22 protein-coding genes and 1 other RNA gene are annotated in these 22,891 nt (G+C 39.1%); 9 read left to right on the plus strand and 14 right to left on the minus strand.

Annotated elements, in window-relative coordinates; translation table 11 throughout:
- Nucleotides 1-274: 274 nt before the first annotated feature.
- Nucleotides 275-844: an isoprenylcysteine carboxyl methyltransferase family protein gene (locus FAY30_RS15650; RefSeq protein WP_149870741.1), complete on the minus strand. Its 570-nt coding sequence runs from the start codon at nucleotides 842-844 to the stop codon at nucleotides 275-277.
- Nucleotides 844-1,932: a type III polyketide synthase gene (locus tag FAY30_RS15655; RefSeq protein ID WP_149870742.1), complete on the minus strand. Its 1,089-nt coding sequence runs from the start codon at nucleotides 1,930-1,932 to the stop codon at nucleotides 844-846. Before FAY30_RS15655 ends, FAY30_RS15650 begins: the two co-directional genes overlap by 1 nt.
- A gap of 664 nt (nucleotides 1,933-2,596) precedes the next feature.
- Between FAY30_RS15655 and FAY30_RS15660 the strand changes: the two genes are divergently transcribed.
- The 3 genes from FAY30_RS15660 to FAY30_RS15670 are packed head-to-tail and all read left to right on the plus strand — an operon-like array spanning nucleotide 2,597 to nucleotide 4,911.
- Complete coding sequence (locus FAY30_RS15660) at nucleotides 2,597-2,746, plus strand: cytochrome c oxidase subunit 2A (protein WP_149870743.1); 150 nt, start codon at nucleotides 2,597-2,599, stop codon at nucleotides 2,744-2,746.
- 21 nt (nucleotides 2,747-2,767) lie between these two features.
- Nucleotides 2,768-3,244 (plus strand): cytochrome c oxidase subunit II, encoded by a 477-nt coding sequence (locus FAY30_RS15665; protein WP_149870744.1) that lies wholly within the window; start codon nucleotides 2,768-2,770, stop codon nucleotides 3,242-3,244.
- The gene (locus FAY30_RS15670; RefSeq protein WP_149870745.1) at nucleotides 3,244-4,911 is read left to right on the plus strand and encodes a b(o/a)3-type cytochrome-c oxidase subunit 1; all 1,668 of its coding nucleotides are present in this window, start codon (nucleotides 3,244-3,246) and stop codon (nucleotides 4,909-4,911) included. The genes FAY30_RS15665 and FAY30_RS15670 overlap by 1 nt, the downstream gene beginning before the upstream one ends.
- Nucleotides 4,912-4,962: 51 nt before the next feature.
- Here the strand turns inward: FAY30_RS15670 and FAY30_RS15675 are convergent, their stop codons facing one another.
- The 3 genes from FAY30_RS15675 to FAY30_RS15685 form a co-directional block, all read right to left on the minus strand.
- Nucleotides 4,963-5,874, minus strand: a complete 912-nt coding sequence (locus FAY30_RS15675) for a DMT family transporter (RefSeq protein ID WP_149870746.1) — start codon at nucleotides 5,872-5,874, stop codon at nucleotides 4,963-4,965.
- Nucleotides 5,871-7,373: a carboxypeptidase M32 gene (locus FAY30_RS15680; protein ID WP_149870747.1), complete on the minus strand. Its 1,503-nt coding sequence runs from the start codon at nucleotides 7,371-7,373 to the stop codon at nucleotides 5,871-5,873. Before FAY30_RS15680 ends, FAY30_RS15675 begins: the two co-directional genes overlap by 4 nt.
- Before the next feature lie 216 nt (nucleotides 7,374-7,589).
- Nucleotides 7,590-7,823, minus strand: a complete 234-nt coding sequence (locus FAY30_RS15685) for a DUF2249 domain-containing protein (RefSeq protein WP_149870748.1) — start codon at nucleotides 7,821-7,823, stop codon at nucleotides 7,590-7,592.
- Nucleotides 7,824-7,950: 127 nt separating this feature from the next.
- On the opposite strand from FAY30_RS15685, the gene FAY30_RS27230 reads away from it, so the two are divergent.
- On the plus strand, nucleotides 7,951-8,103 hold the full coding sequence (locus FAY30_RS27230; RefSeq protein WP_190284669.1) for a hypothetical protein: 153 nt from the start codon (nucleotides 7,951-7,953) through the stop codon (nucleotides 8,101-8,103).
- An 18-nt stretch (nucleotides 8,104-8,121) separates the two neighbouring features.
- Here FAY30_RS27230 and FAY30_RS15690 read toward each other — a convergent pair whose 3' ends face one another.
- Nucleotides 8,122-10,485: a nitric-oxide reductase large subunit gene (locus FAY30_RS15690; protein ID WP_149872738.1), complete on the minus strand. Its 2,364-nt coding sequence runs from the start codon at nucleotides 10,483-10,485 to the stop codon at nucleotides 8,122-8,124.
- A 243-nt stretch (nucleotides 10,486-10,728) separates the two neighbouring features.
- On the opposite strand from FAY30_RS15690, the gene FAY30_RS15695 reads away from it, so the two are divergent.
- From FAY30_RS15695 to FAY30_RS15715, 5 genes are read left to right on the plus strand one after another with little or no spacing between them, the layout of a single operon-like run.
- Nucleotides 10,729-11,421 carry a Crp/Fnr family transcriptional regulator gene (locus tag FAY30_RS15695; protein ID WP_149872739.1) on the plus strand — a complete coding sequence of 231 codons (693 nt, stop codon included), beginning with the start codon at nucleotides 10,729-10,731 and terminating at the stop codon, nucleotides 11,419-11,421.
- A 45-nt stretch (nucleotides 11,422-11,466) separates the two neighbouring features.
- Entirely contained in the window at nucleotides 11,467-11,700 is a 234-nt protein-coding gene (locus FAY30_RS15700; protein WP_149870749.1) for a DUF2249 domain-containing protein, read from the plus strand.
- Nucleotides 11,701-11,727: 27 nt separating this feature from the next.
- The gene (locus FAY30_RS15705; protein WP_149870750.1) at nucleotides 11,728-11,934 is read left to right on the plus strand and encodes a DUF2249 domain-containing protein; all 207 of its coding nucleotides are present in this window, start codon (nucleotides 11,728-11,730) and stop codon (nucleotides 11,932-11,934) included.
- A 14-nt stretch (nucleotides 11,935-11,948) separates the two neighbouring features.
- Entirely contained in the window at nucleotides 11,949-13,193 is a 1,245-nt protein-coding gene (locus FAY30_RS15710) for a hypothetical protein (RefSeq protein WP_149870751.1), read from the plus strand.
- Between the two features lie 13 nt (nucleotides 13,194-13,206).
- Nucleotides 13,207-13,509, plus strand: coding sequence for a metal-sulfur cluster assembly factor (locus FAY30_RS15715; RefSeq protein WP_149870752.1), 303 nt, complete (start codon nucleotides 13,207-13,209; stop codon nucleotides 13,507-13,509).
- A gap of 36 nt (nucleotides 13,510-13,545) precedes the next feature.
- Here the strand turns inward: FAY30_RS15715 and FAY30_RS15720 are convergent, their stop codons facing one another.
- The 8 genes from FAY30_RS15720 to FAY30_RS15755 form a co-directional block, all read right to left on the minus strand.
- Complete coding sequence (locus FAY30_RS15720; RefSeq protein WP_149870753.1) at nucleotides 13,546-15,471, minus strand: ATP-dependent DNA helicase; 1,926 nt, start codon at nucleotides 15,469-15,471, stop codon at nucleotides 13,546-13,548.
- Nucleotides 15,472-15,518: 47 nt separating this feature from the next.
- A complete protein-coding gene (locus tag FAY30_RS15725) occupies nucleotides 15,519-16,658 on the minus strand; it encodes a THUMP domain-containing class I SAM-dependent RNA methyltransferase (protein WP_149870754.1) in 1,140 nt (379 codons plus the stop codon).
- Between the two features lie 173 nt (nucleotides 16,659-16,831).
- An RNA gene (gene rnpB, locus FAY30_RS15730) (RNase P RNA component class B) lies at nucleotides 16,832-17,230 on the minus strand.
- 79 nt (nucleotides 17,231-17,309) lie between these two features.
- Nucleotides 17,310-17,612: a cell division regulator GpsB gene (gpsB, locus tag FAY30_RS15735; RefSeq protein WP_149872740.1), complete on the minus strand. Its 303-nt coding sequence runs from the start codon at nucleotides 17,610-17,612 to the stop codon at nucleotides 17,310-17,312.
- A 136-nt stretch (nucleotides 17,613-17,748) separates the two neighbouring features.
- Complete coding sequence (locus tag FAY30_RS15740) at nucleotides 17,749-18,306, minus strand: SLOG family protein (protein ID WP_190284939.1); 558 nt, start codon at nucleotides 18,304-18,306, stop codon at nucleotides 17,749-17,751.
- 129 nt (nucleotides 18,307-18,435) lie between these two features.
- A complete protein-coding gene (locus tag FAY30_RS15745) occupies nucleotides 18,436-18,801 on the minus strand; it encodes a CotD family spore coat protein (RefSeq protein ID WP_149870756.1) in 366 nt (121 codons plus the stop codon).
- 395 nt (nucleotides 18,802-19,196) lie between these two features.
- The gene (locus FAY30_RS15750) at nucleotides 19,197-20,474 is read right to left on the minus strand and encodes a ribonuclease H-like domain-containing protein (RefSeq protein ID WP_149870757.1); all 1,278 of its coding nucleotides are present in this window, start codon (nucleotides 20,472-20,474) and stop codon (nucleotides 19,197-19,199) included.
- The gene (locus tag FAY30_RS15755) at nucleotides 20,458-22,767 is read right to left on the minus strand and encodes a DEAD/DEAH box helicase (protein WP_149870758.1); all 2,310 of its coding nucleotides are present in this window, start codon (nucleotides 22,765-22,767) and stop codon (nucleotides 20,458-20,460) included. The genes FAY30_RS15750 and FAY30_RS15755 overlap by 17 nt, the downstream gene beginning before the upstream one ends.
- Nucleotides 22,768-22,891 lie beyond the last annotated feature (124 nt).

The raw sequence follows: 22,891 nt of genomic DNA on the forward strand, positions 1-22,891 counted from the left end.
TATCTTGACACTGATTTTAATAAAAACAATTTTCAACACAAAAAGGCCAAGGTTTAATACCTTGGCCAAATACATAAACAATTCCTTATTGAGTGACATTTTTTAAAACGTGCTTCATGACAAATGCATAAATAATAATGGTGCCGCCGACAAAAGCAATGGCCATATGTAACACCTTCCTTATCAGACTCGTATATGAGAATGATTTTCATTATTAAACTTATTTTATCACGAGTGATATTCATTTTCAACAGTCCCATTAATACTGTCACATTTATTTAATAATTTTGGGGAGAAAGCGATGGCAGTCCTGAAAAGCAGCATTATACTCTGTTAATGTACTAAGCGCCTTCTCTTCCTCAGGGATTCGGATCATTAACATGATGATATTTAAAAGTGTGAATAAAAAGGCTGTATAAAAGGCATTAAACAAGACGGGAACCAACACCAGTTCAATCGCTACCACAAAATAATTCGGATGCTTTAAAAATCGGTACGGCCCTTTTCTAATAATTTTTGCTCCTGCTAAGACTAGAATTTTTGTGTTCCAATACTTTCCTAGAGAAACGATTGCCCAGATTCTCATGGTCTGAGCAAGACAAAATAAACAAATAACAATTGGCCATACTGGGAATAGACCTCGATTCAACACTATCTTTTCCGTAATGAATACGAGAAAAAATAGTACATGCAGCGTGACCATATACTTATAATGCTTTTCACCAAACTCCACTGCTCCCTGACGCTTCATCCATTTTTCATTGCCTTTGGCAATAATTAATTCCACGATACGCTGCATGATGACAACACTTAGCAGAATGATAAATGGACCAATATCCCTCATTATTTCCACCTCAACAAGAGTAATTCGGAGCTAAATCCTGGCCCTAGTGCCGTCCCCAGACCAATTGTATTATTCGGAATATCCATCTCCATATATCGTCTTAACACATAAAGAATTGTTGCTGATGACATATTTCCAAATTGTTTTAAAACCTCTAATGATATCTCATTCATTGAAGAAGGAATATCCAATGATCTCACATATGCATCCAAGACCTTCTTTCCACCAGGGTGAGCAATGAAACAATCGATTTGTTCAAGTTTCAGCTTGTAATCCGCTAAAAAACCCATAACATTTGGCTTAAGCCACCCCTCGACAATATGAGGGATATCACGGGAAAAGATCACGAATAATCCTGTGTTCCTTAATTCCCAGCCCATCACATCCAAGGAATCAGGCATAAGTGTTGATTGGGTAGCAATGATTTCAGGACTTGTATTTTTTTTGCTTAACGTCTCTATTCTTACCTCATCACCAATAACCAATGCACAGGCAATCCCATCGGCAAAAAGCGAGGTTCCAATTAAATTACTTTTTGACAGGTCATTCTTCTGAAACGTTAAACTGCACAGTTCAATGGAAAGGACGATCACTTTTGCCTGTGGAAATGCTAAGCAATATTCATGTGCCCTCGATAAGCCGGCCGCCCCGCCGGCACAGCCAAGTCCCCATATCGGCACCCGTTTTGTATGCGGGTTAAATGCTAATTGATTCATGATTCTTGCTTCAATACTGGGGGTTGAAATACCTGTTGATGAAATGAAAAATATAGCGTCAATCTCTTCTAATGGAATATTCTTCTTCAGGAAGTCAGGATTGTTTAAACACTTCACTATTGCTTCTGTTCCATACGTCACCGCGGCCTCAATGTAGGCTTTATTCCTCTCTTCAAATGAATGATCTTCTTTAAACCATTCTATATTTTTGACAAAATGCCTTTTTTCAATTTGTCCATTCTGAAAGGCTTTCAACAGTCTATCAATATCTTTAAATGAGCCAGCAAAAAGTTCTTTTGCAAACTCCGATGCTTGTCCCTGGGTAATGGCAAATGGGGGAATAACCTCCGAAACGGAAATAACAGCTGGCATAATCAATCTCCTTTGATATAGATAAGGGTATTTTTTCCAATCATTAAAGAATTATTCCAGCATTTAACCTGTTGAAGCGCAAAAAAAAGCCTCCCTATAATGGGAAGCAAACGTTTTGAAGGTTGTTGTTGTGCTCCTAAATTATATCGCGGATTAACATTTTCATCATTACATAAACATTTCCAATTTTTCATTGTTTTTCAGATTGTTTTTGAACTTCAATCTTAATTTTATTACTTGCCAATAATCCACAAACTTTGCAATATTCCACTTTATTATATAAAAGACGACATTGTTCACAGTAGTATTTTTCCAATTCAGATCACTCGCTTCCTATGAAATCAAGACGTTTAGTTTTATCATATTTTTAAATAATTGCAGTGTGACTTCTTTCTCAAACCAAATCATTTTTTTGTTTGTGAAACAATAATCAATTACTTTTATCACAGGAATGGTGTGATAGTTCACATTTTATTCACATTTCCACCCACGCGATTGTGATATAAATCACTGTTATACCAAGTTTTTAACATTAACATAGTAGATATCTAAGGAATGAACAATTTGTGAACTCCGAAATTTCATCTTTTACTTTCACAAATGTTTTGTATTATGAAAGAGAACTTATTTAATTAACCTAATTTTCTGAGGGGAGTGCAAAGGGATGGCGAAAGCGGGACTAAAAACAAATCAAAAAACTGAAGTAGAAGACAGCTCTTCGCTTAAGGGGACAATGGCATCCGTTTTCTTATTAGGAGCATTTATAATTGTCACCTGGGTTAGTGTTTACTATCTATTCGTAGACCGTTTTTAATGATTGAAGGGGGAAAACATTATGCACATGCATAAACTTGAAAAGATTTGGCTGACTTTTGGTATTAGCTGTCTAGTCATTTTTTTAACAGTAGTAGGTGTCAGCGCTTTCTATCTTGGCAACAAACCGCCAAGCTGTTTAACAACTATTGATCCTGAGCAAGTTGATCAAACAAAACCATTTGATAAGCCAGGCCTTCATAAGGTTGATGGAAAAGAATGGGACTATGAATTGGTTTATGTCGCATCTGCCTTCTCTTACAATCCGGCGAAGGTGGAGGTGCCGCTTGGTGCAAAAGTAAAAGTTATTGCGACAACAAAAGATGTTATTCACGGTTTCGAAGTGGCTGGGACTAATATTAATATGATGCTGGAACCTGGTTATGTCAGCGAATATACAACAACTTTTGACAAGACAGGCGAATATTTAATTGTTTGTAATGAATATTGTGGTGCCGGGCACCATTTAATGAGTTCGATGATTGAGGTGGTAAAATAATGGTTAACGGTGCAGCAGCAAAAGTAAAAGTTGACCCTCGTGATGCAAAGCTTTCAATGGCACACTTCTTTGTTGCCTTTTCCGCTCTTGCTCTTGGCGGATTAATGGGATTATTGCAAACCCTTGTCCGTTCCGGTAAATGGGAACTGCCATGGGGCATTGATTATTACCAAATCTTAACGGTCCATGGTGTCCTAATGGGTCTTGTATTAACAACTTTCTTTATTATGGGATTTCAATATGCTGCCGTAAGCAGAACAACCGGCGGACATTCGAACGCTGCAAGACGCGCTGGCTGGATTGGCTTTTGGGTCATGTTAATCGGTACCTTAATGGCAGCTACAATGGTTCTGCTTAAGGAAGCATCTGTTCTATATACCTTCTATGCGCCACTTAAAGCACATTGGATTTTTTACTTAGGATTAACTTTTGTCGTGATCGGCAGCTGGGTTGATGGTGCAGCTCAAATTATGACTTATGCAAGATGGCGTAAGAACAACCCTGGCCAGCCTAGCCCACTACTAAGCTTTATGGCAGTAATCAATACTGTGATGTGGATTGTTGCGACGCTAGGTGTTGCGGCAACCGTCTTATTCCAATTACTTCCTTGGTCACTTGGATTAGTGGATACTGTTGATGTGCTAGTCAGCCGTACATTGTTCTGGTATTTTGGTCACCCTTTAGTTTATTTCTGGCTGTTACCTGCGTATATGTGCTGGTATGCAATTATTCCAAAAATTATTGGCGGAAAAATTTTCTCAGATTCGTTAGCACGGTTGTCCTTTATTTTATTCTTGCTATTCTCTATACCGGTAGGTTTTCACCATCAATTAACTGAGCCTGGAATTGATCCTGCTTGGAAGTTTTTCCAAGTTATCCTTACTTTTATGGTTGTTATTCCTTCACTAATGACTGCCTTCTCTCTATTCGCTACATTTGAGAGATATGGCCGCAGTAGGGGTGCGACAGGTTTGTTCGGCTGGTTTAAAGTACTGCCTTGGGGTGATGCCCGCTTTACTGTTCCATTTATCGGTATGGCTTCCTTTATCCCTGCCGGCGCGGGCGGGATTATCAATGCTTCAAACCAAATGGACCAGGTCGTGCATAACACCATTTGGGTAACTGGCCACTTCCATTTAACAGCAGCAACATCTGTTGTCTTAACGTTCTTTGGAATTTCTTATTGGTTAGTACCGCATTTAACTGGACGAAAGTTAACAAAAGCAATGAATAAGTTAGGAATCATCCAAGCATGGGTTTGGTTTATCGGTATGGCTTTCATGTCTGGTGCGATGCATATCCAAGGATTACTTGGCGGTCCAAGACGTTCTGCCTTCTCTACTTACGGCGGTGCTAAACAAGCGATGGATTGGATTCCCTATCAAATCGCTCAGGCAGTTGGCGGAACCATTCTTTTCTTAGGAATAATTTTAGTCATCATCATCTTTGTGAACCTTGCTTTCTTTGCTCCTAAGGGGGAAGAAGAATTTCCAGTTGCAGAAGCAGAAAATCTTTCAGAAAAAGCTCCAATGGTATTTGAAAACTGGAAATTATGGCTTGGAATCACAGCAGCTTTAATTTTATTTGCTTACACGATTCCATTCATCGATATCATTCAAAATGCACCACCCGGATCAAAAGGATTCCAGACATGGAGTAAGTGGTAAAAAGAAACGCGCAAGCGCGCTGGAGCTAGACACTAAAAAGGCTTCAATCTTCTAGATTGAAGCCTTTTCTGTGTAATTGTTACCCTGCCGTTTCTTGGGTCGATTTACGAGAATTACCGATAAAAGTATGATTAATGAGCCTGTTGCCTGTATCACGCCAAAACCTTCCTCATACAAAAATACACTCAAAATCGTAGCAATAATTGGTTCAACGGTTGCTATGATAGCGGCTTTACTACCCTCCACTTTTTCAAGCCCTTTTGTATACAATAAATAAGCAATTACCGTAGGAATTAATCCCAGTCCTATACCATATAGGAGAATCTCACTACTTACGAGGAGGTTCCATTTTTCCCAAAGCTGTGTCACTGGCAGCAATGCTACCGATGCAATGATAAAGGTAAACAATGTGACCGTATAAGTTGGATATTTTTTCAAAGCGAACTTACCAAAAATCGTGTATAAGGCGTAACCGAAGCCTGCCCCGAGACCCGTTAGAATCCCAATTGGCCTGATATCTGCCGCAGAATTTAGATTTACCCCTGCCACTAATACACAACCTGCAATCGTCGCAAAAACCGATCCTATTTTGGTTGAATTCATTTTTTCTTTTAAAAACAAATAGGATAATACGGTTACAAATGCTGGTGCTGTATATAATAAAATCACCGCAAGCGACAAATTCAATTGATTGATTGCAGAAAAATAACACCAATTAAATAAGACAATGCTGAAGATCCCTGTTCCAATAAAAAGGCCGGTATCCGAAAATTTGATTTTCATTTGTGCAGGGTATTTGATTACTCCAATTATGATTAGCAACATTGCCGCTGTGACAACCCTGATAGTAACAATTTCCATCGAAGTAAAGCCTGCCTCAGTAAGGCCCCTTACAAATATAGCAATAATTCCCCATAATGATGCACTGATCGCAATGAATAATACAGGAATGGCCTTTTTCACTTTAACTGATAAACCTTTCCATATTTTTCAAAAAGATATTCAATTAAGTATTTTGGATTAAGACCTTCTCCAGTGACGTCCTGTAAGATTTCTAACGGCTGCTTCATTTTGCCATACTGATGGATATTTTTCGTCAGCCATTCTTTAATTGGGAGCAGGTCTCCTTGTTCTACTAATTGATCGAAATTTGTAAGTTCCTCGAGCATTTTATGCTTAAATTGTGCTGCATACATATACCCTAATGCATAGGATGGGAAATAACCAAAGCTGCCGCCGGCCCAGTGGACATCCTGAAGGACACCCTCCCCGTCATGATTAGGACGAATGCCTAGATACTCCTCATATTTGTCATTCCAAATCTTCGGCAGGTCCTTTACCTCGATTTCATCATTGAACAACCCTTTTTCAATTTCATAGCGGATGATAACATGGAGCGGGTAGGTTAATTCGTCTGCTTCAATTCTAATGAATGATGGTTTAGATTCATTTATTGCCCGATAGAATTCTTCGAGTTCAACTCCATCAAACTGACCATCTGCGTATTCCTTTAAAAGACTGTAGTTATTTTTCCAAAATGAAAAACTTCGGCCTAGAATATTCTCATAGAAAAGTGACTGCGATTCATGAATTCCTGTTGAAGTTCCACAGCAAAGTGGTGTACCAATCAGGTCCTTTGAAACATTTTGTTCGTATAAAGCATGACCACCTTCATGGATGGTACCAAAAACAGCTGTACGGAAGTCGTTTTCGTCATACTTTGTGGTCACACGGACATCCCCGGGGTTTAAACCAATCGCGAAGGGATGAACGGTTTCATCCAGTCTTCCTGCATGAAAGTTGTACCCCATTTTATCGAGGATTTTTAAGCTAAGTTCACGCTGATTTTCCTTTAAAAACGGTTTAAATAAAAAGTCTGTTTGCGGCTTATGGGAAGACTCTGAAATCTGCTTGACCAACGGGACGATTTTTTCCCTAAGTTCGCCAAATACTTGATCCAATACTTCCATTGTCATGCCGGGTTCATACATATCTAATAAAATATCGTACTTTTTTTCCTTATGACTCCAATAGCTGATGAATCGTTTTGTCGTCGCAACTAGCTTCTCTAGATATGGGCTAAACAAGGAAAAATCTGCTTTTTCTTTCGCTTCCTCCCATACACTCTCTGCCTTTGATTGGAGAATGACAAACTCTTTATATTCTTCCGCAGGAATTTTCTTATTTCGTTCATATTCCTTTTTGCATTCTTGTAAAATTTTGTTGGTTTGTTCCGACAGCGGCCTTTTTGATAAATTAGCTATGTATGCGGCCATCTCCTCAGATGTAGACATTTTAAATACTTCAGCAGAAAGCATTCCGATTACTTCCGATCTTTGTTCTACCGCCTGCTTTGGAGCACCTGTCCTCAGGTCCCAGTAAATTAAACCAAGTGCTTCATTATAAGCAGACATCTTTTTTACATATTCTAGAAATTCTTTTTCTATTTGTGTACCACTCATACGAATCCCCCTTTTTTTGTAACAGATAAATTTTATCATATTTTCTGAAAAGTGGATATTTGATAACCGGAAAGAGAATAAAAAAACAACAGAAACGGATCTCTGTTGTAAAATATAATATATAGGGAAAAGAGGATGTTACTAGGAAAATAAATATTCACGTAAAATGATTAGAGAGGGTTAAGGTTCATTCGTTTTAAAGACACCTAAACCATATTACTTCTTACAAATAGCGACTTTCCATGTTTCGGGACCCTCTTCAAGGTACTCCCAAGAAAATTGCTCAGGTCTTTCCATCATGAATTGATATAACAGCGGTCTTGGGTCATGGTCGTTAACAATCATCATTGTTTCACCGGAAACTAATCCATCGAAACCATTAAAGATGGTTGGATGCTTTTCACGTGGTGGAAAATCTGGGACATTGATCACTTTTGTATAGGTTTGCATTATTATCACTCCTTATAGTATGTTAACTTCTCTTCTATTATAAGGAAATGGATGCTTCCATTTAGTGCTGCGTATCACACCTAATACATGATTTTATTTATACTGTTTTATTAGGGGGGCTTAGAGCTTGCAAGAATTAGTAGGTTCATGTAAATGCTGTAACAAAGACCTCTATTGTTTAGATGGTTTCTTTAACGGCGTTCACACAGAAGAAAGCGACACTTATTGTTTCGATTGTTATAAAGAGCTAATGAAAGAAAAAGAAAATCCGCAAAGCTAGACCTTGCGGATTTTTTCTTTATTCTTCATCAAGTGATAAATCTTTCACTGGGAGACTTTCCCCTTCTTTATGCGTTGGCTTACGTAAATGGAAGAGAGCTTTTAGACAGAATACCACTAATACCACAACGCCAATAAGGAAAATGGTGTCAGGCACCGCACGCCAAGTTAGTAATGTTTGAACTAGATCCTTTTGCAGAAAGGCTGCTGAACGTGATGTTGCGTATCCATGGTCGAAAGCTTCTTTGATTTGAATAAAGCCGACCGGCAGCAAGGATAAGAAGACCATTCCGGCTAGACCTGCGTTTAACATGATGCAGCTGAATTTAAGCCATTTATCGTTCCAGCTTTCAGGCTTCACAATGTTCCGTAATGAATAAAGAAGTACAGCACAGGCAAACATTCCGTACACACCCATCATCGAACCATGCCCATGTGCAGGTGTTAAGAACTGTCCATGTTCAAAATAGCTGACGGCCGGAAGATTAATTAAGAAGCCGAGCACCCCTGCACCAACCAAGTTCCAAATCGCTACAGAGATAAGGAACCAGAAAGTTCCTTTATAAGGAAAATCTACACCTCCTGCACGCATCATTTTGTATTGTTCGTATGCTTCAAGGATTAGCAGTGTTAATGGAATGACCTCCATTGCTGAGAATACAGCTCCAAGTCCAATCCACGCTTCAGCTGAACCGTTATAGTAATAATGGTGACCGATACCGATTACCCCGCTGCCTAGAAGCAGGATTAATTGGAAATATAGCTGTCTAACAGTAGATTTTTTTGTTACCAAACCCAATTGAACTAAAAGGAAACCAATAACAACAACAGCAAATACCTCAAAAATACCTTCAACCCATAAGTGAATAATCCACCAGCGCCAGTAATCAGCAAAAGTAAAGCTTGTTCCCGGGTTGATAAATAGGGCAAAAACGTAGAATGCAGGTACAGCAATCGCCGAGTAGAATAATAAGTGGATCAACCCACCTTTATCGGTTTCTTTCTTAAGACCTGCCCTAATTCCCCGATAAACGATGAACAGCCAAATGAACATGCCGGCAATCAGGATTATCTGCCATATACGTCCCAGTTCGATATACTCCCAGCCTGTATGGCCGAACAAGAACCAGTTATTCCCTAGGTACCCATTGGCACCAAGCCACTCACCAACCATACTTCCGACAACGAGGACCACCAATGCCCAGAATAAAACATCGACTAGTAATCCTTGTTTCTTTGGCTCATAACCGCCAACAAGCGGAGCAACATAAATACCCATACCAAGCCAAGCTGTTGCAATCCAGAAAATAGCCAGCTGCAAGTGGTAACCTTTTGAAATATTAAATGGCAGAATATCATGAATCCACTTAATTCCAAAGAAACTATCCGGTTCTATGTAATAGTGAGCAAGTAATGCCCCAAACATACACTGGACAAAGAATAAAGCAGAAACGATAACAAAATACTTTCCGCTCTTCACCTGTGAACTTGTCACCGGCATTTTACGTAAATCAATTCGAGGAAAGTTTCCTTCTTTATAAGCTTCCTGCATACTAAATTGATAGCGGTAGAAAACAAAAAGAATAATTCCTAATACCAGGACAAAAATGGTTATGCTGGCGCCGCTCCACCAAACAGCAGAGAAAGATAACTGATTTCCTGCGTCTTCATAGTATGGCCAGTTATTTGTATAGGTGATATTATCTCCTTCGCGAACGGTACTGGAGAGCCATGCCGTCCAGAAAAAGAAATCAGATATCTGGGTAATTTGATCGCCTGTTGCCACATATGCACGATCCGTTTTTGGCATATCCTCCTCTTTAATTAGGTTTGGTTTTAATCCCCAGCCGTCACCCTTCGTAAAAATTTCTTGATAATGTGCCCTTACCTTTTCAAGACCAAAAGCTTGAGCATTTGTTAAAACCATTGTATCTTTTCCGCTGTTATAGCGATTTTTACGCATTTCTTTTATAACTTTGTTTTTTATAACTATTTTTTCATCCTCATTTAAAGAAGCATAATCTTTTCCATATTTATCATTTGCTTTATAAGCCTGCATTCCTTCTGTATAAATTTTAAGGGCTTCTGCCGTATAATCAGGCCCCATGTATGAACCATGTCCTAAAACAGTACCGTAGTCCATTAAACCATACTTTTGGAATACTGCCTGACCGCCCATAATAGATTCCTTTGTAAAAAGGACATCACCACTTTCATTTGTCACTTCTAATGGCCGTGGCGCTTGTTCTTTAAATATCCAATAGCCGCCAACGAGTAAAACGGTGAAGCTAATTAAAATAGTCGCAATTAAAACAGATTTTAACAGACCATTTTTATTCGTCTTCAATATTTTACTGGTAGACGTACGATGTTCTATTTCCATGCCTTTCATCCTCTCTATTTTCATTACAGACTGTATTTTAACTTTGAAAAAAGCATCACAAAGTGAATATCCTCATTTCTTAGCTGTGATAATTGTCACACACTAAATGTTTCTTTCACAAAATTGTCACATTGAGAATTATTTTCAATAAAAATGATCTACCTATGATGGAGGTCACATTAATACGAAAAAATCATTGCTACAATGAGTTTAAATCGAATTAATAATATGAAGGTGATGTTAATGAAGCAGGAGGACATAATCAAACGGTTGTCTGATGTCCCAATCTTCAAGGAATTATCCTTAATGGAGCTTGACCCAATCGTTAAGATTGCTCAAACTCGGTTTTATAAGCATAAGATGTATGTTTTTATGCAGGATGATCATCTTGACCGCGTGTTCTTCATTCATAGCGGGAAAATCAAAATTTATAAAACAGATCATTCGGGCAAAGAGCAATTAATCTCTGTCCTTGAACCGGGAGAAATGTTTCCGCATGCCGGATTTTTTAGAAAAGGGAATTTCCCTGCACATGCCGAGGTGATGGATGATGCACATCTCATTGTCATCCCGATTGACAAATTTGAAGAAATTCTTATTTCCTATCCGGAACTCTGCATTAAGCTTTTTAAAGTGTTGGGGGAAAAAATTGTTGACCTGCAAGGAAGATTGGAAGCACAAGTTCTCCATAACACATATGAACAAATTATTTTACTACTCATTAGACTGTGTAAATCGAACGGGGAGAAGGCTGGAGATCGCTACAAGCTGACAACTCAGTTCACCAATCGAGAATTAGCCAACATGATTGGTACTTCGAGAGAAACCGTCAGCAGAACCATCAATCATGTAAAAAAGAAGGAATTTGTTACACAAGACGGAGATGGGTATTATGTAATCGATCGTGAGGCATTACAACAAGAGTTATTCTATTGATAAAGAAATTTTGCACAAATAAAAATAGAAGGGGTTGTCAAGCAAATGGAAAAAAGAGTAATTGAATTGGATGTGCGCGAGGATCTTAAAAATAAAATTGAACCGTTTCAAAAAATTATGGAGACCATTAAGGAATGTAAGAATAATGATATTTTTATTCTTCATGCTCCATTTAAGCCAGTACCGCTTTTCGCCGTTCTAAAAGCAAAAGGCTTTACCCATGAAGAAGTAGAAATTGAAAAAAAGCACTGGAAAGTTATCTTTACAAAGAAAAGCTAACAGAAATAGGATGGGAAGGTGATTGAAATGATATTAGATAATCGCGGGTTAGAACCGCCGCAGCCAATGATGCGGACATTGGCTGCCCTTGAAACGCTTGGGGAGAATGAAGTTTTAACGATTATTAATGACAGGAGACCGATGTTCCTTTATGAGCAGCTCGAAGAACTGGGCTACAAGCAACGCACAGAACCGCAAACTGACGGAAGTTTTAAAATCGAGATCTTTCGCTAAGAAGGTGTACTATTATGGTTCCTCAAAATATGGGGAGTGAAACAAATATTAAACTGCCTTTCTCATTTATCTTTTTTAGTTTAATCGCCCTAGTACTTTCGCAAATTCTATTGCTAGTAAACGGTCAATTAATGGCTGATGGAAGCTTTAGAATCCCTGCGATCTGGTCTTCAGCTCATTTATTAGTTTTAGGCTGGGCGTTAATGGTAGCGATGGGAGCCATGTACCAGCTTGTTCCTGTTGCCTTCCTGACGAAAATATGGAATGAGAAATTTGGCTTTGTTCAATTTTATGTTACGGCAATAGGCATTGCCACTTTTTCAGCTATGCTCTATGTATCACCGCAAAATGCTTTAATTCCAGGGGTCGTTACCATAATTGGTATCATTATGTTTTTAGTGCAGATGTTTATGACATTAAGATTACAAGCCAAACCAAACATTTTGACTGCTTTCGTGGGATCGGCACTAGTATGTTTATTTATCACTATTTCATTAGGAATTACATTAATTTATTGTTTAAAAACAGGGATTGGTGCTGAATACTATCATTCAATCTTTAAAAGCCATTTATTAATGGGTGTTACTGGCTGGTTTACCCTATTAATTTTCGGATTTTCCTATAAGATGGTGCCTATGTTTTCTTTGTCACACGGGTTTCCAATGGTCCATGCAAGATACGTGTATGGATACTATACTGCTGGTCTCGTTTTATCACTCATTTCCTTCTTTTCTAATAGCAGCAGTCTATTAAAAATAGGTTTCTTCTTACTTTTGGCAGGCTTTTCGATTTTCAGCTGGCATACCACAATCATTATCAATAAAAGATTGAAAAAAAAGCTAGATAAACCCTTTACGTTTTCGCTAATTGCAATTGGACTGGGCAACGCCATCCATTTAGCAGCATTTATATTATTGTGGACCAACAGCTTTACTACACTAATTGGCCCACTGGTATACGCTTATCTATTACTTTGGATTGTCCTTAGTATTATTGGATATTTGTATAAAATCGTTCCGTTTCTTTGGTGGATCTATAAATATAGCAATGAAATCGGGAAGTCAAAAGTGCCGACATTAAAAGAAATGATGAATGAAAAAATCATTATCCCTGTCCTGTCAATCTTTATTGGGGCAGTTATCATTATATTTTGTGCCCTGGCCTTAAAAACAGCCGTACTGTTTAATATAGGACAATTCATCTTATCCATCATGTTTCTTATCATTGCCATTAATATTGTTAGAGTTATAAAAAAATAGTGAGGTGTTTATCATGAATTTAGAAGAAAGAATCCTTGAAGAATTAAAAACTGTGTATGATCCTGAGTTAAATATCAATGTAGTGGACTTAGGCTTAATTTATGGCGTTGGAATTACGGATGAAAATGATGTGAAAATTACGATGACGCTGACAACACCTGGCTGCCCGCTTCATGACAGCATTACAAGGGGTGTCCGCTATTGTGTAGAAGGAATCGAGAAAACAAGAAATGTAGAGGTCAATCTTGTCTGGGAGCCCGCCTGGTCACCTGATAAAATGACAGCGGAAGGAAAAAGTTATTTAGGTATGAGATAAAAAAATGGAAGCTCTCTAAACGAGAGCTTCCATTTTTTATCCTTCTATGGGTTCGGTCGGTAAGACAGCGGTGATACTCTGTAATACGGTTGGATCGATATCTTCATCTATCATGATATGAACTGTTCCCCTGTCTGTTTCACTGCGAATTAATCTCCCTATGCCTTGACGCAGGCGAAGGAGCATATATGGTAAATCAACCTCAAGGAATGGATGGTCTACCCCATCCCTCTTAGCTGTAAAAACGGGATCATTTGGCGGGAACGGAAGGGAAAAGACCAATACATTTTCAAGCGATCTTCCTGGAATGTCAAGCCCTTCCCAAAGATGAATCGAGCAAAGTATAGCATGCTCCTCATTTTGAAACTTGGAAACGAGCGTGCTGATTTCTTCGTCCCCTTCAAAATAAACAGGATATGGTAATACTCCCGGCAGGTGTCTTTTAAGATGAGACAGTTCTTCTTTATTATTTAATAGAATTAAGGCTCGTCCCTCGGATTGATGAATGACTTGAGTTAGATAATTTATTTTTTCTGCAATGCTTTCTTTTGAAAATCTTGGAAGATAGACTTCCATGTTTTCATCATAGGCAAATGGCGAAGCAACAGAAAACGATAAATAATCCTTTATACCAAGACTATTTGCAATATAATCAAATGACTTTTGATTTGACAGTGTCGCTGACGAAAAAACAAATGGCTTTTTCTGTGAAAACACCTCTTCTCGCATCACTTCTTCGACCATTTTTGGCATAATCACAAGTGTCCGTTCGCCCCTGCTCTCTTCAAACCAGGTGATTCCGTTCAATTCTTGAAGGAAAAGTGATAATGAATAGGTAATCTGCTCTAAATACTCCTCAACAATCTTTAAATCATACTCATTTATGACATATAACTCACTTTCAAAGACAAGTTCTTCCTCCAAGGATTGAAGTGTTGACAGTAACTTCCTGCAGGTTTTTAAAACTAAAGGATGCTTCGAAATAATTTGTTTCTCAGATCCCTTTGCATGTGCAGAAAATTGAGAGATTGTCTCAAAAAATGCCTCATTTTCTAAAAGTGCTTCTTCTATTGTGTATAATGTTTTCTCTCTGACTTCGTTTTCCATCAGCCTAGTAAGCAAAGTATCCAAGGTATAATCAGTAAACCGGTAACTTAATGCTTTTTGTGCAGCAAATTCAAGCAGATGGCCCTCATCAAATACAATGGAAGAATGGTCCGGCAACAGCGGCAGCTGCCCTTCCCGCTTTCTTGATTCCTTCGTCCAAATATGTTCCATATAGAAATCATGGGAGCAGATAATTAAATCAGTCGAATGCCTGTAATATTCCCTGTGCAGAGTTAATCCGCAACGGTGGCGCTTTTCACAGGAAAAGCAATCCTGAAGAGGATCCCAATTTACATTGCTCCATATTTCATCAGACAAATGCGGAAAATCACGTCTGTCTCCGTATTTTTCAAAAGACTGCATCGAGCCGCCCGTGTGAATAAAGTCGGGCAGCTTTAGATACAAATCGGAAATCTCATCTGAAAAATCGTTATTCCGAACCTGATCAAGCTTTTTTAAACACAGGTACTGATCACGGGATTTAGCCAGGCGAACATCAATATTTAACCCGAGTACCCTTTCGAGCTTTGCAATATCTCCCTCTTTTTTTACCAACTGCTCTATAAGTGTCTCATCTGCACATGCAATGACGGCTGGCCTATTCGTGTAGCGGGCATACATGATTGCATACAGTAAATAAACAATTGTTTTCCCTGTCCCGACTCCTGCTTCGGCGAACATTATTTTTTTATCCTTGAAGGCCTTTTCCAATTGGAAGGCCATATAAATTTGTTCGTCCCTTAGTTCGAAGCCGGCATCAGGCAAAATATCATAGAATAGATCGCCAATCCATTCTCCTAATTTGTCATAAAAGGACTCAGTCTTGGAAACTTCAAACGGTATCCGTTTTTGCATAATCTACCTCCCCAATGAACCATTTCATTACTTGATAATTATTTCGGCTAATCCTGACGAGGCGGCCGTTTCCCCCAATATTGATATAAATCTGTCCGGATAAATCCGTTAAAAAGTTTTCGTTTCTTTGTTGCCGGCTTTCCATATAATTGTTCAAACTCTTCATTCGAGGTCATGATATAAATCGACCACGTATCAAGATTGCTGAATGCCCGACCCATTTCTTTGTACATCTGTTCGACAGCCATTTTATCCCCTAATCTTTCACCGTATGGGGGATTCCCGACAATGACACCGTATTCTTTATTCGTAGAAATGTCTCTGACCTGCATTTGTTTAAAATGAATTAAATCACCAAACCCTGCTTCAAAGGCATTCTCCTGAGCAATTCTAACCATCCTATGATCAATATCAGAACCTGTTATGTCTAGTGGCTGGTCATAATTTGCCAGGTCTTCTGCTTCAGTTCGAGCCTCATCCCAAACCTTGGGAGAAATCCAATTCCAACCCTCTGAAACAAATTCCCGATTAAAGCCTGGAGCAATATTTTGGCCAATCATTGCCGCTTCAATGGGGATAGTACCAGAACCGCAGAAAGGGTCTATAAAAGGACGATCTGCTTTCCAATTGGTTAACATTACAAGGGCGGCAGCGAGTGTCTCCTTTAATGGTGCTTCCCCTTGGTCGATTCGATAACCTCTCTTATGAAGGCCCTGACCGCTTGCATCAATCGTAATCGTCGCCACATCCTTCAGCAAGGCAACTTCAATACGGTAAAGAGCTCCATTTTCCTCAAACCAAGTACTTCGTTTATAGTGCATTTTTAGACGTTCTACAACTGCTTTTTTGACAATCGCCTGGCAGTCTGACACACTAAAAAGCTTTGATTTAACAGATTTTCCAATGACGGGAAATTCCGCATCCTCAGGCAGGAATTTTTCCCATGGCAGTGCTTTCGTCTTTTCAAATAATTCATCAAAGGTAAATGCTTTAAATTCGCCAACCTTGATCTTGATTCTGTCTGCCGTTCGAAGCCATAAATTACTGCGGGCAATGGCAGTTTCGTCCCCCGTGTATGTTACCTTCCCATTCTCTACTTCACAGTCGTATCCAAGCGACCTTACCTCTTTTGCAACCAAAGACTCTAGTCCCATTGCCGCCGTAGCGATTATTTGATAATTTCCCATATTTTCACCCTTAAGTATTTTTCAATTGTTATGTATCTGTCCACTTCTGAACAACGGTATATTCGCTTTCATTATTGACAAAAAGCAACGAAGGAATGCAATTAGAACCAATAAAAAAGCTCCCCATATCAGGAGAGCCGTTAAATATCCAGCAAACATTCCCATTAATAACGTTCTGTAAGCCATGTTCTGTACCATAGTACTGCAAACGACTTTCGTCTCGTACTTAGGTGGTAATCATCTATCTACAGATTCACTTAGGAATCTGTCCTTCTCCTCGTTCAATTCCTCAGAGAAAGCGCCCCTACCATTATTTGGGTTTCTCGCTCGTGGGGTTTACCCGTTCCACCCTTTCCATTTCTGGAAAGGCTACGTCACTGTGGCACTTTTATAGGTATTCATACCATATCCGAGAAGGACTTAGGTATTTTCCCGGCCGTCAGCTGGTTTACACCCAACTGCCCTAGCTTATCGTTTCGCTAGGCACGAACACTACAGGCATCTCAGCCTGTGCGAGCATGGACTTTCCTCAACAATTCGCATTAAGCTTATTGCAGCGATTACCCGAACGTCATTAATGATACTTTATTATTATATGTTTTTCCTGCTGTTTATTCAATGGTTTTTATTAGTAAATTGAGGAACAAACTGTCATTCGTATAATTTACTGCCAAAAACATGCTTTTCTAAATTGGATAATCGTTTTAAAATATCAAAATTGGTCGTACCGGCAGGTTGTGCTGCAGGCTGTCTCTTTGACGAATCCTCAAGCTGTTTACGCAGCCTTAGATTTTCTTGCTGCAGATCCTCTAATTCCTGGTGGAACGTTTCATAATCTTTTATGATTAGATCCAAAAATTTATCAACATCTTCTTGTTTGTACCCTCTTACACCTGTTTTAAACTCTTTTTCTAAAATATCCTTAGCTGTTAATTTCACCTTATCAGCCAACATCCAAATCACCTCAAGTTTAGCCAATCATTACCTATTATTTTTTCAAAAATAAGTCCTTTTGTCAATTTTCTTTTGTTTTAAATAATAATGGTTAGCAAAATTACTTCATTATATGACTAAACAACTTAAACATTCGTTAAAAATCAGACAATTTATCTTGTTCTTCCTCTACAATCATTTGTAAGTCGTAAAAAGTAATTAATTCAATCGAATAGTGGTTGTTTTTTTGATATTCAACTGCTAGCTCATATACGTATTTCGGGCTTCCTTCCTTTTCCTGATCATAAAGAAGAAGGAGTCCGTCACTTTTTTCGACGAAAAATTGATTTTTCAAACGGAATTGCCATGGTTTCTCATATCCCTTTTTCGTAACAGAATCGATGTAATCAGCCCCGGCCAATACCGACGCATACCATTCCTTGTTTATTTCATTCCAGGTTGCTTCCTGATCAAGAAAAGGTGTGATCACCGCCAGTTTCAAATCTGGAAATTCATTTTGCAAGTCAAAAACAACCTCGGCCGCCCACAGCTCTACCCCTAATTGGCCGCTTATCAGCACCCATTCTAATCCTTCCTCAATTAAAGGAAGTAATGATTTCTTGATGGCGGTCTTAATAAATAGGGCAGACGGGTGGTCTTTTTTAAAAATTCCTAATTCAAATGGTTTGTAACCTGAAATTGCCAAAACTTTAATCAACAATGTTCCCCTTTTGCAAAAATATTTTAAAATGGACAAACATTTTTATAAAAAAAGCATAACATATAGTAAATAAAAATAAAAAAACAAGGGCTAAGAAGCCCTTGAAATTACCTTCATTCCTGTTTAAGGTCTAGGACCCATATATGGTCCAGGTGCAAAGCCTGGGGCTCCCATGCCTGGGCCTCCCATACCGAAGCCTGGACCTCCCATTCCAAATCCTGGGCCTCCTGCTCCAAAGCCTGGGACGGCATTAGCAGCTGGCATTGCACCAGTTGCACATGGGTTACAGCAGTTAATGTGCTGATTACATACCTCTTCACAGCATGATGCTGTTTGTGGACAGTAATGTTTATGTTGATACATGTGGTGATTCACCGTTGTAGTGTGTACTGGATGAATATGCGGCACCACCGTAGATGAGAATGTATGGTTCACAATCTGCTGTGTCGGATGGATGACTGGCGGCGCGAAATTAGTTCCAAGAAACATTATAAACTCTCCCTTCGAATATTCTGTTTACATTAACAGCCTATGTTGAAGGAGTTATTCTTGTACTAAGGAAAATACCTATTTTTAGCTTATCGGTAGTTATTAGGCCACATGCAAACTTCCGCATCAGCTATAACATCGAATAAAAGCTATCTTTTAAGCTTGTAAAAACGACGGCAGTCAGACACACAACAATAAAAAATAAGAATAATATCGCTTTATACATGTTACCAGCTCCATTAGGTTTTTAAAGGAGTTTTTTACAACCCAATTTCACATTTTACCTTTTTCTACACAGATAAACAATATGAGTTTGCTGGTTTTTAAGATTAATTTATTAAGATTTTGTGACAAAAGATTAAACGTTACCAAAAATCTTTTGAAGAGGATTAATTTTACCGTTTTTTGCGCTTATCCGGAATTTTAAGCAATTTTCGTTCCAGCCGTTTTAGTCTTATTTCAAACTGCTCCAACGTGTCACGTTTTTTTACATTTTCTGGGATTTTAGTTTGTGATAGTAGCAAGATCGCTTTTTGGCAATACTTTAAAGCAAGCTTGTAATTTATTATTCTATGCTCATAGATTTTGGCTAGCTCGAGTAATGCCTCTAACTCCATCCGATCATCACCACAATTAACAATATCATAAAATAATTTCCGCGCCATTTCCCAATTGCGTTCTTTTTTTTGCTGGTAAGCCAAAATGAGCTTTGCCTGAAAGGATGTAACATCATTGCCGACTGTAAGTTGGCTCAATACTTTTTCTGCTTCGTTTTTTTCTCCTATAGATGCAAACCAACGTCCAACTTCAAAGGATTCGATGCGTGTTTGCTTACGGTCGATCCCGCATAGTTGAAAAGTGAGATGTGTATATAAGGTAACCAGTGATAAGATGTCTATTTCGTTATGTTTTAGAATCCCAAGCATGCCATCCGGCTGTTTCCGTTCAACAAAATCAAAATAAATAATTGGGGCTAAAAATCCTGGAATATCATCCACTCTTTCTACCCCTAGGACCTCTTTTTCAACAATCGCTAATTTCATTCGCTCTAATTTATGCTTCCAGAGCCTTTTCGCTGCATGATAGAGATCGAAATGGCCAAACGCTGGCAGCTGTGGTACGTGCTCCCTAACCAACGTATGTCTTGTTCTCACTTGAGGCCAGTCAAATGATTTTCCATTGTAAGTAACAAGCGTGCGATAGTTCACTTTTTCCAAAAAGCTTTGATATAAAGGTACCTCTGCACCCGGATGCGGAAGGATATGTTGTCTGACGATTAGCTGGTCGCCAGAAATACTTGCGTATCCCAGGATAAAAATAGTATTTCCAACCCCGCCGCCCAATCCGGTTGTTTCTGTATCAAAAAAAAAGAATTCCTCCGCTTGGTAGCCTTCCGCTGATAAGGGATGGCTGACTGGATGCTTATTCCAAAGAGCAACGGCAGTAAGAAAATCATGAAAACAGTAATGCCCATGCTGTTGAGATAATGGGTATTTCACTTCCCTTATTAAGCAATAATTTTCATCCATATAATAAGGGAAAACATAATTCTGTTCCCATTTTTCACTAAAAGGCACCTCGACTCGGGCAGGCTCAAGGTGTGGAGCCTTTTCAGGCGGTCCTCCAGCTGAAAGATGAGGCTTTAAGCGATTCAACTTACTTTTTAAAGACATGCTGCGCTCCCCTTTCTGGGTTAGAAGGGTGTAGGAAGGCATCAATTATTTTCAAAGAATCTTTTTTCGCCGTCTCACTAATCGTTTCTGCACCAATACATGAAGGACATCCGGATTCACATTGACATCGGTTAATCATCTTTTTTGCTTCGGTGAATACCTTAGACATTCCGCTATAAATTTTTTCACTTAAGCCGATCCCGCCAGGATACCGGTCATAAAAGAAGATCGATGGTTTTTCATTATGATCTGCCTTCACTTGTGGAATCACGTGTATATCTTGGGGGTCAGCCATAACGAATAATGGCGCAATATGATTTAGAGCGTGCGCGGCCCCGACAAGTCCTTGCTCAAGGCGTTCATGCCCCATTTCTGCAAGCGCCTTATTCATAGAAATCCACGCAGCGCTTGTATGAAGTTCTTCTTCCGGGAGATGAATGGGTCCTGAGCCTATATTTTCATGGGTCTCGAATTTAATCTTTTTAAAAATCGTTGCCATTGCCCGCACACTAACATCTCCATAGCCAATTTCGACTTTCTCCATCCTTTGCAGCTTATCCACTTCCAACACTTTTAATTGAACAGCTAAATTTGCATCGGTAAAATAATCAACTGCTACTTCCCTGACAAACGCCTTTTTCTCTTCCCAATCAAGCTTTTCGACTTGGAATTGTCTGCCCTGATGTAAATAAATGGCCTCGTCATGGAGCAGCGTCATCGCCGAAAATCGATCCATTTCACCAATGACTTTGACATTAGCTGTTTCTGATTGATCAACAATGACGACATTTTCCTGTGATGCTGAACGCAAGCTAATATTATGTGCCGGAAAAGAATCATTCATCCAATACCACTTATCTCCATTTTGGTATAGTACTCGTTCTTCAGTTAAATATTCCAATAATTCCTCTGTCCCAACATTTCCAAACGACTCCCCCAGTTTAAATGGCAGCTCATAAGCTGCACATTTCATATGATCAATTAATATGATGAGGTTATCGGGGTTAATTCGCGCTGTTTCAGGACTTTTATGAAAAAAGTAATCCGGGTTCTGAATGATATATTGGTCAAGCGGGCTTGAACTCGCCACCATAATGACCAGGGCTTCCCCATGCCTTCTTCCAGCCCTGCCCGCTTGCTGCCACGCACTCGAGATCGTCCCTGGATAGCCTGTCATAATGCAAACCTGTAGTGATCCTATATCGACACCTAGCTCAAGAGCATTCGTACTGACAACACCATAAATGTCACCTTGACGCAGGCCCTTTTCAATTTTTCTTCTTTCTGTAGGGAGATATCCACCGCGATATCCCATAATTGATTTAGAACCTAACTGGTTTTTCACTAATTCTTGTAAATAGGTCAAAATAATTTCCACGCGGACCCTGCTCCTGGCAAAAACTATCGTTTGAATTTTATTTTTTAATAGTTCGCCGGCGATTTTCCGAACCTCAAGCGTGGCACTTCTTCTAATATTTAACGGCTTATTAATAATCGGCGGATTATAGAAGAGGAAATGCTTCGTGCCACTTGGGGCACCGTTATTATCAATCAAGTGCATCTTTTCCTCGGTCAATCTCTCCGCTAGCTCCAGTGGATTGGCAATCGTTGCTGATGTACAAATAAACACTGGACTGCTGCCATAATAGCTGCAAATCCGCTTTAATCTTCTAATGACATTGGCCACATGGCTGCCAAATACACCTCGGTACGTATGGAGTTCATCAATTACCACAAATTTAAGATTTTCAAACAGTGATACCCATTTGGTATGGTGCGGCAGAATAGCTGAATGGAGCATGTCAGGATTAGTAATAACGACATGTCCTGCCTGTCTCACTCTTTGACGAATAGTTGCCGGTGTATCTCCATCGTACGTGTAGCTGTTAATATTGACCCCCGCAGCTTGAATCAATTCATTCATCTCACTCTTTTGGTCCTGGGCAAGTGCCTTAGTTGGAAACATATACAGGGCTCTTGCATTCGGGCTGGAAAGAATGGATTGAAGAACCGGAAGATTATAACAAAGTGTTTTCCCTGAAGCAGTTGGGGTTACGGCTACGATGCTCTCTTTCAGCATAATCTTTTCATACGCTGATTTTTGATGGGTATACAGCTTTTCAATCCCCCTGCTATGCAGAGCATTTATTAATGCAGGGTGCAGGTCATTTGGCAGCGTACTCGTTTGGGGCGGTTTTTCTGCGATAGTCTGCCATGTAACGATATTTTCTTTAAATTCATTATTTATCTTTAATTCATTCAAAATGTCTTGTAGGCTTTTTCTTAATTTCATATCCTCACCTCATTACTTTCCTATATTTTAACGAATAGACGTTCGACATTAAAGCAAAAAACAAAAATATCTTCTACCAATTAAAAGAAAAAACAGACGGACACTCTATTTATGTAAAATATAA

This window comes from Bacillus sp. S3 (assembly GCF_005154805.1).
Taxonomy (GTDB): Bacteria; Bacillota; Bacilli; order Bacillales; family Cytobacillaceae; genus Neobacillus.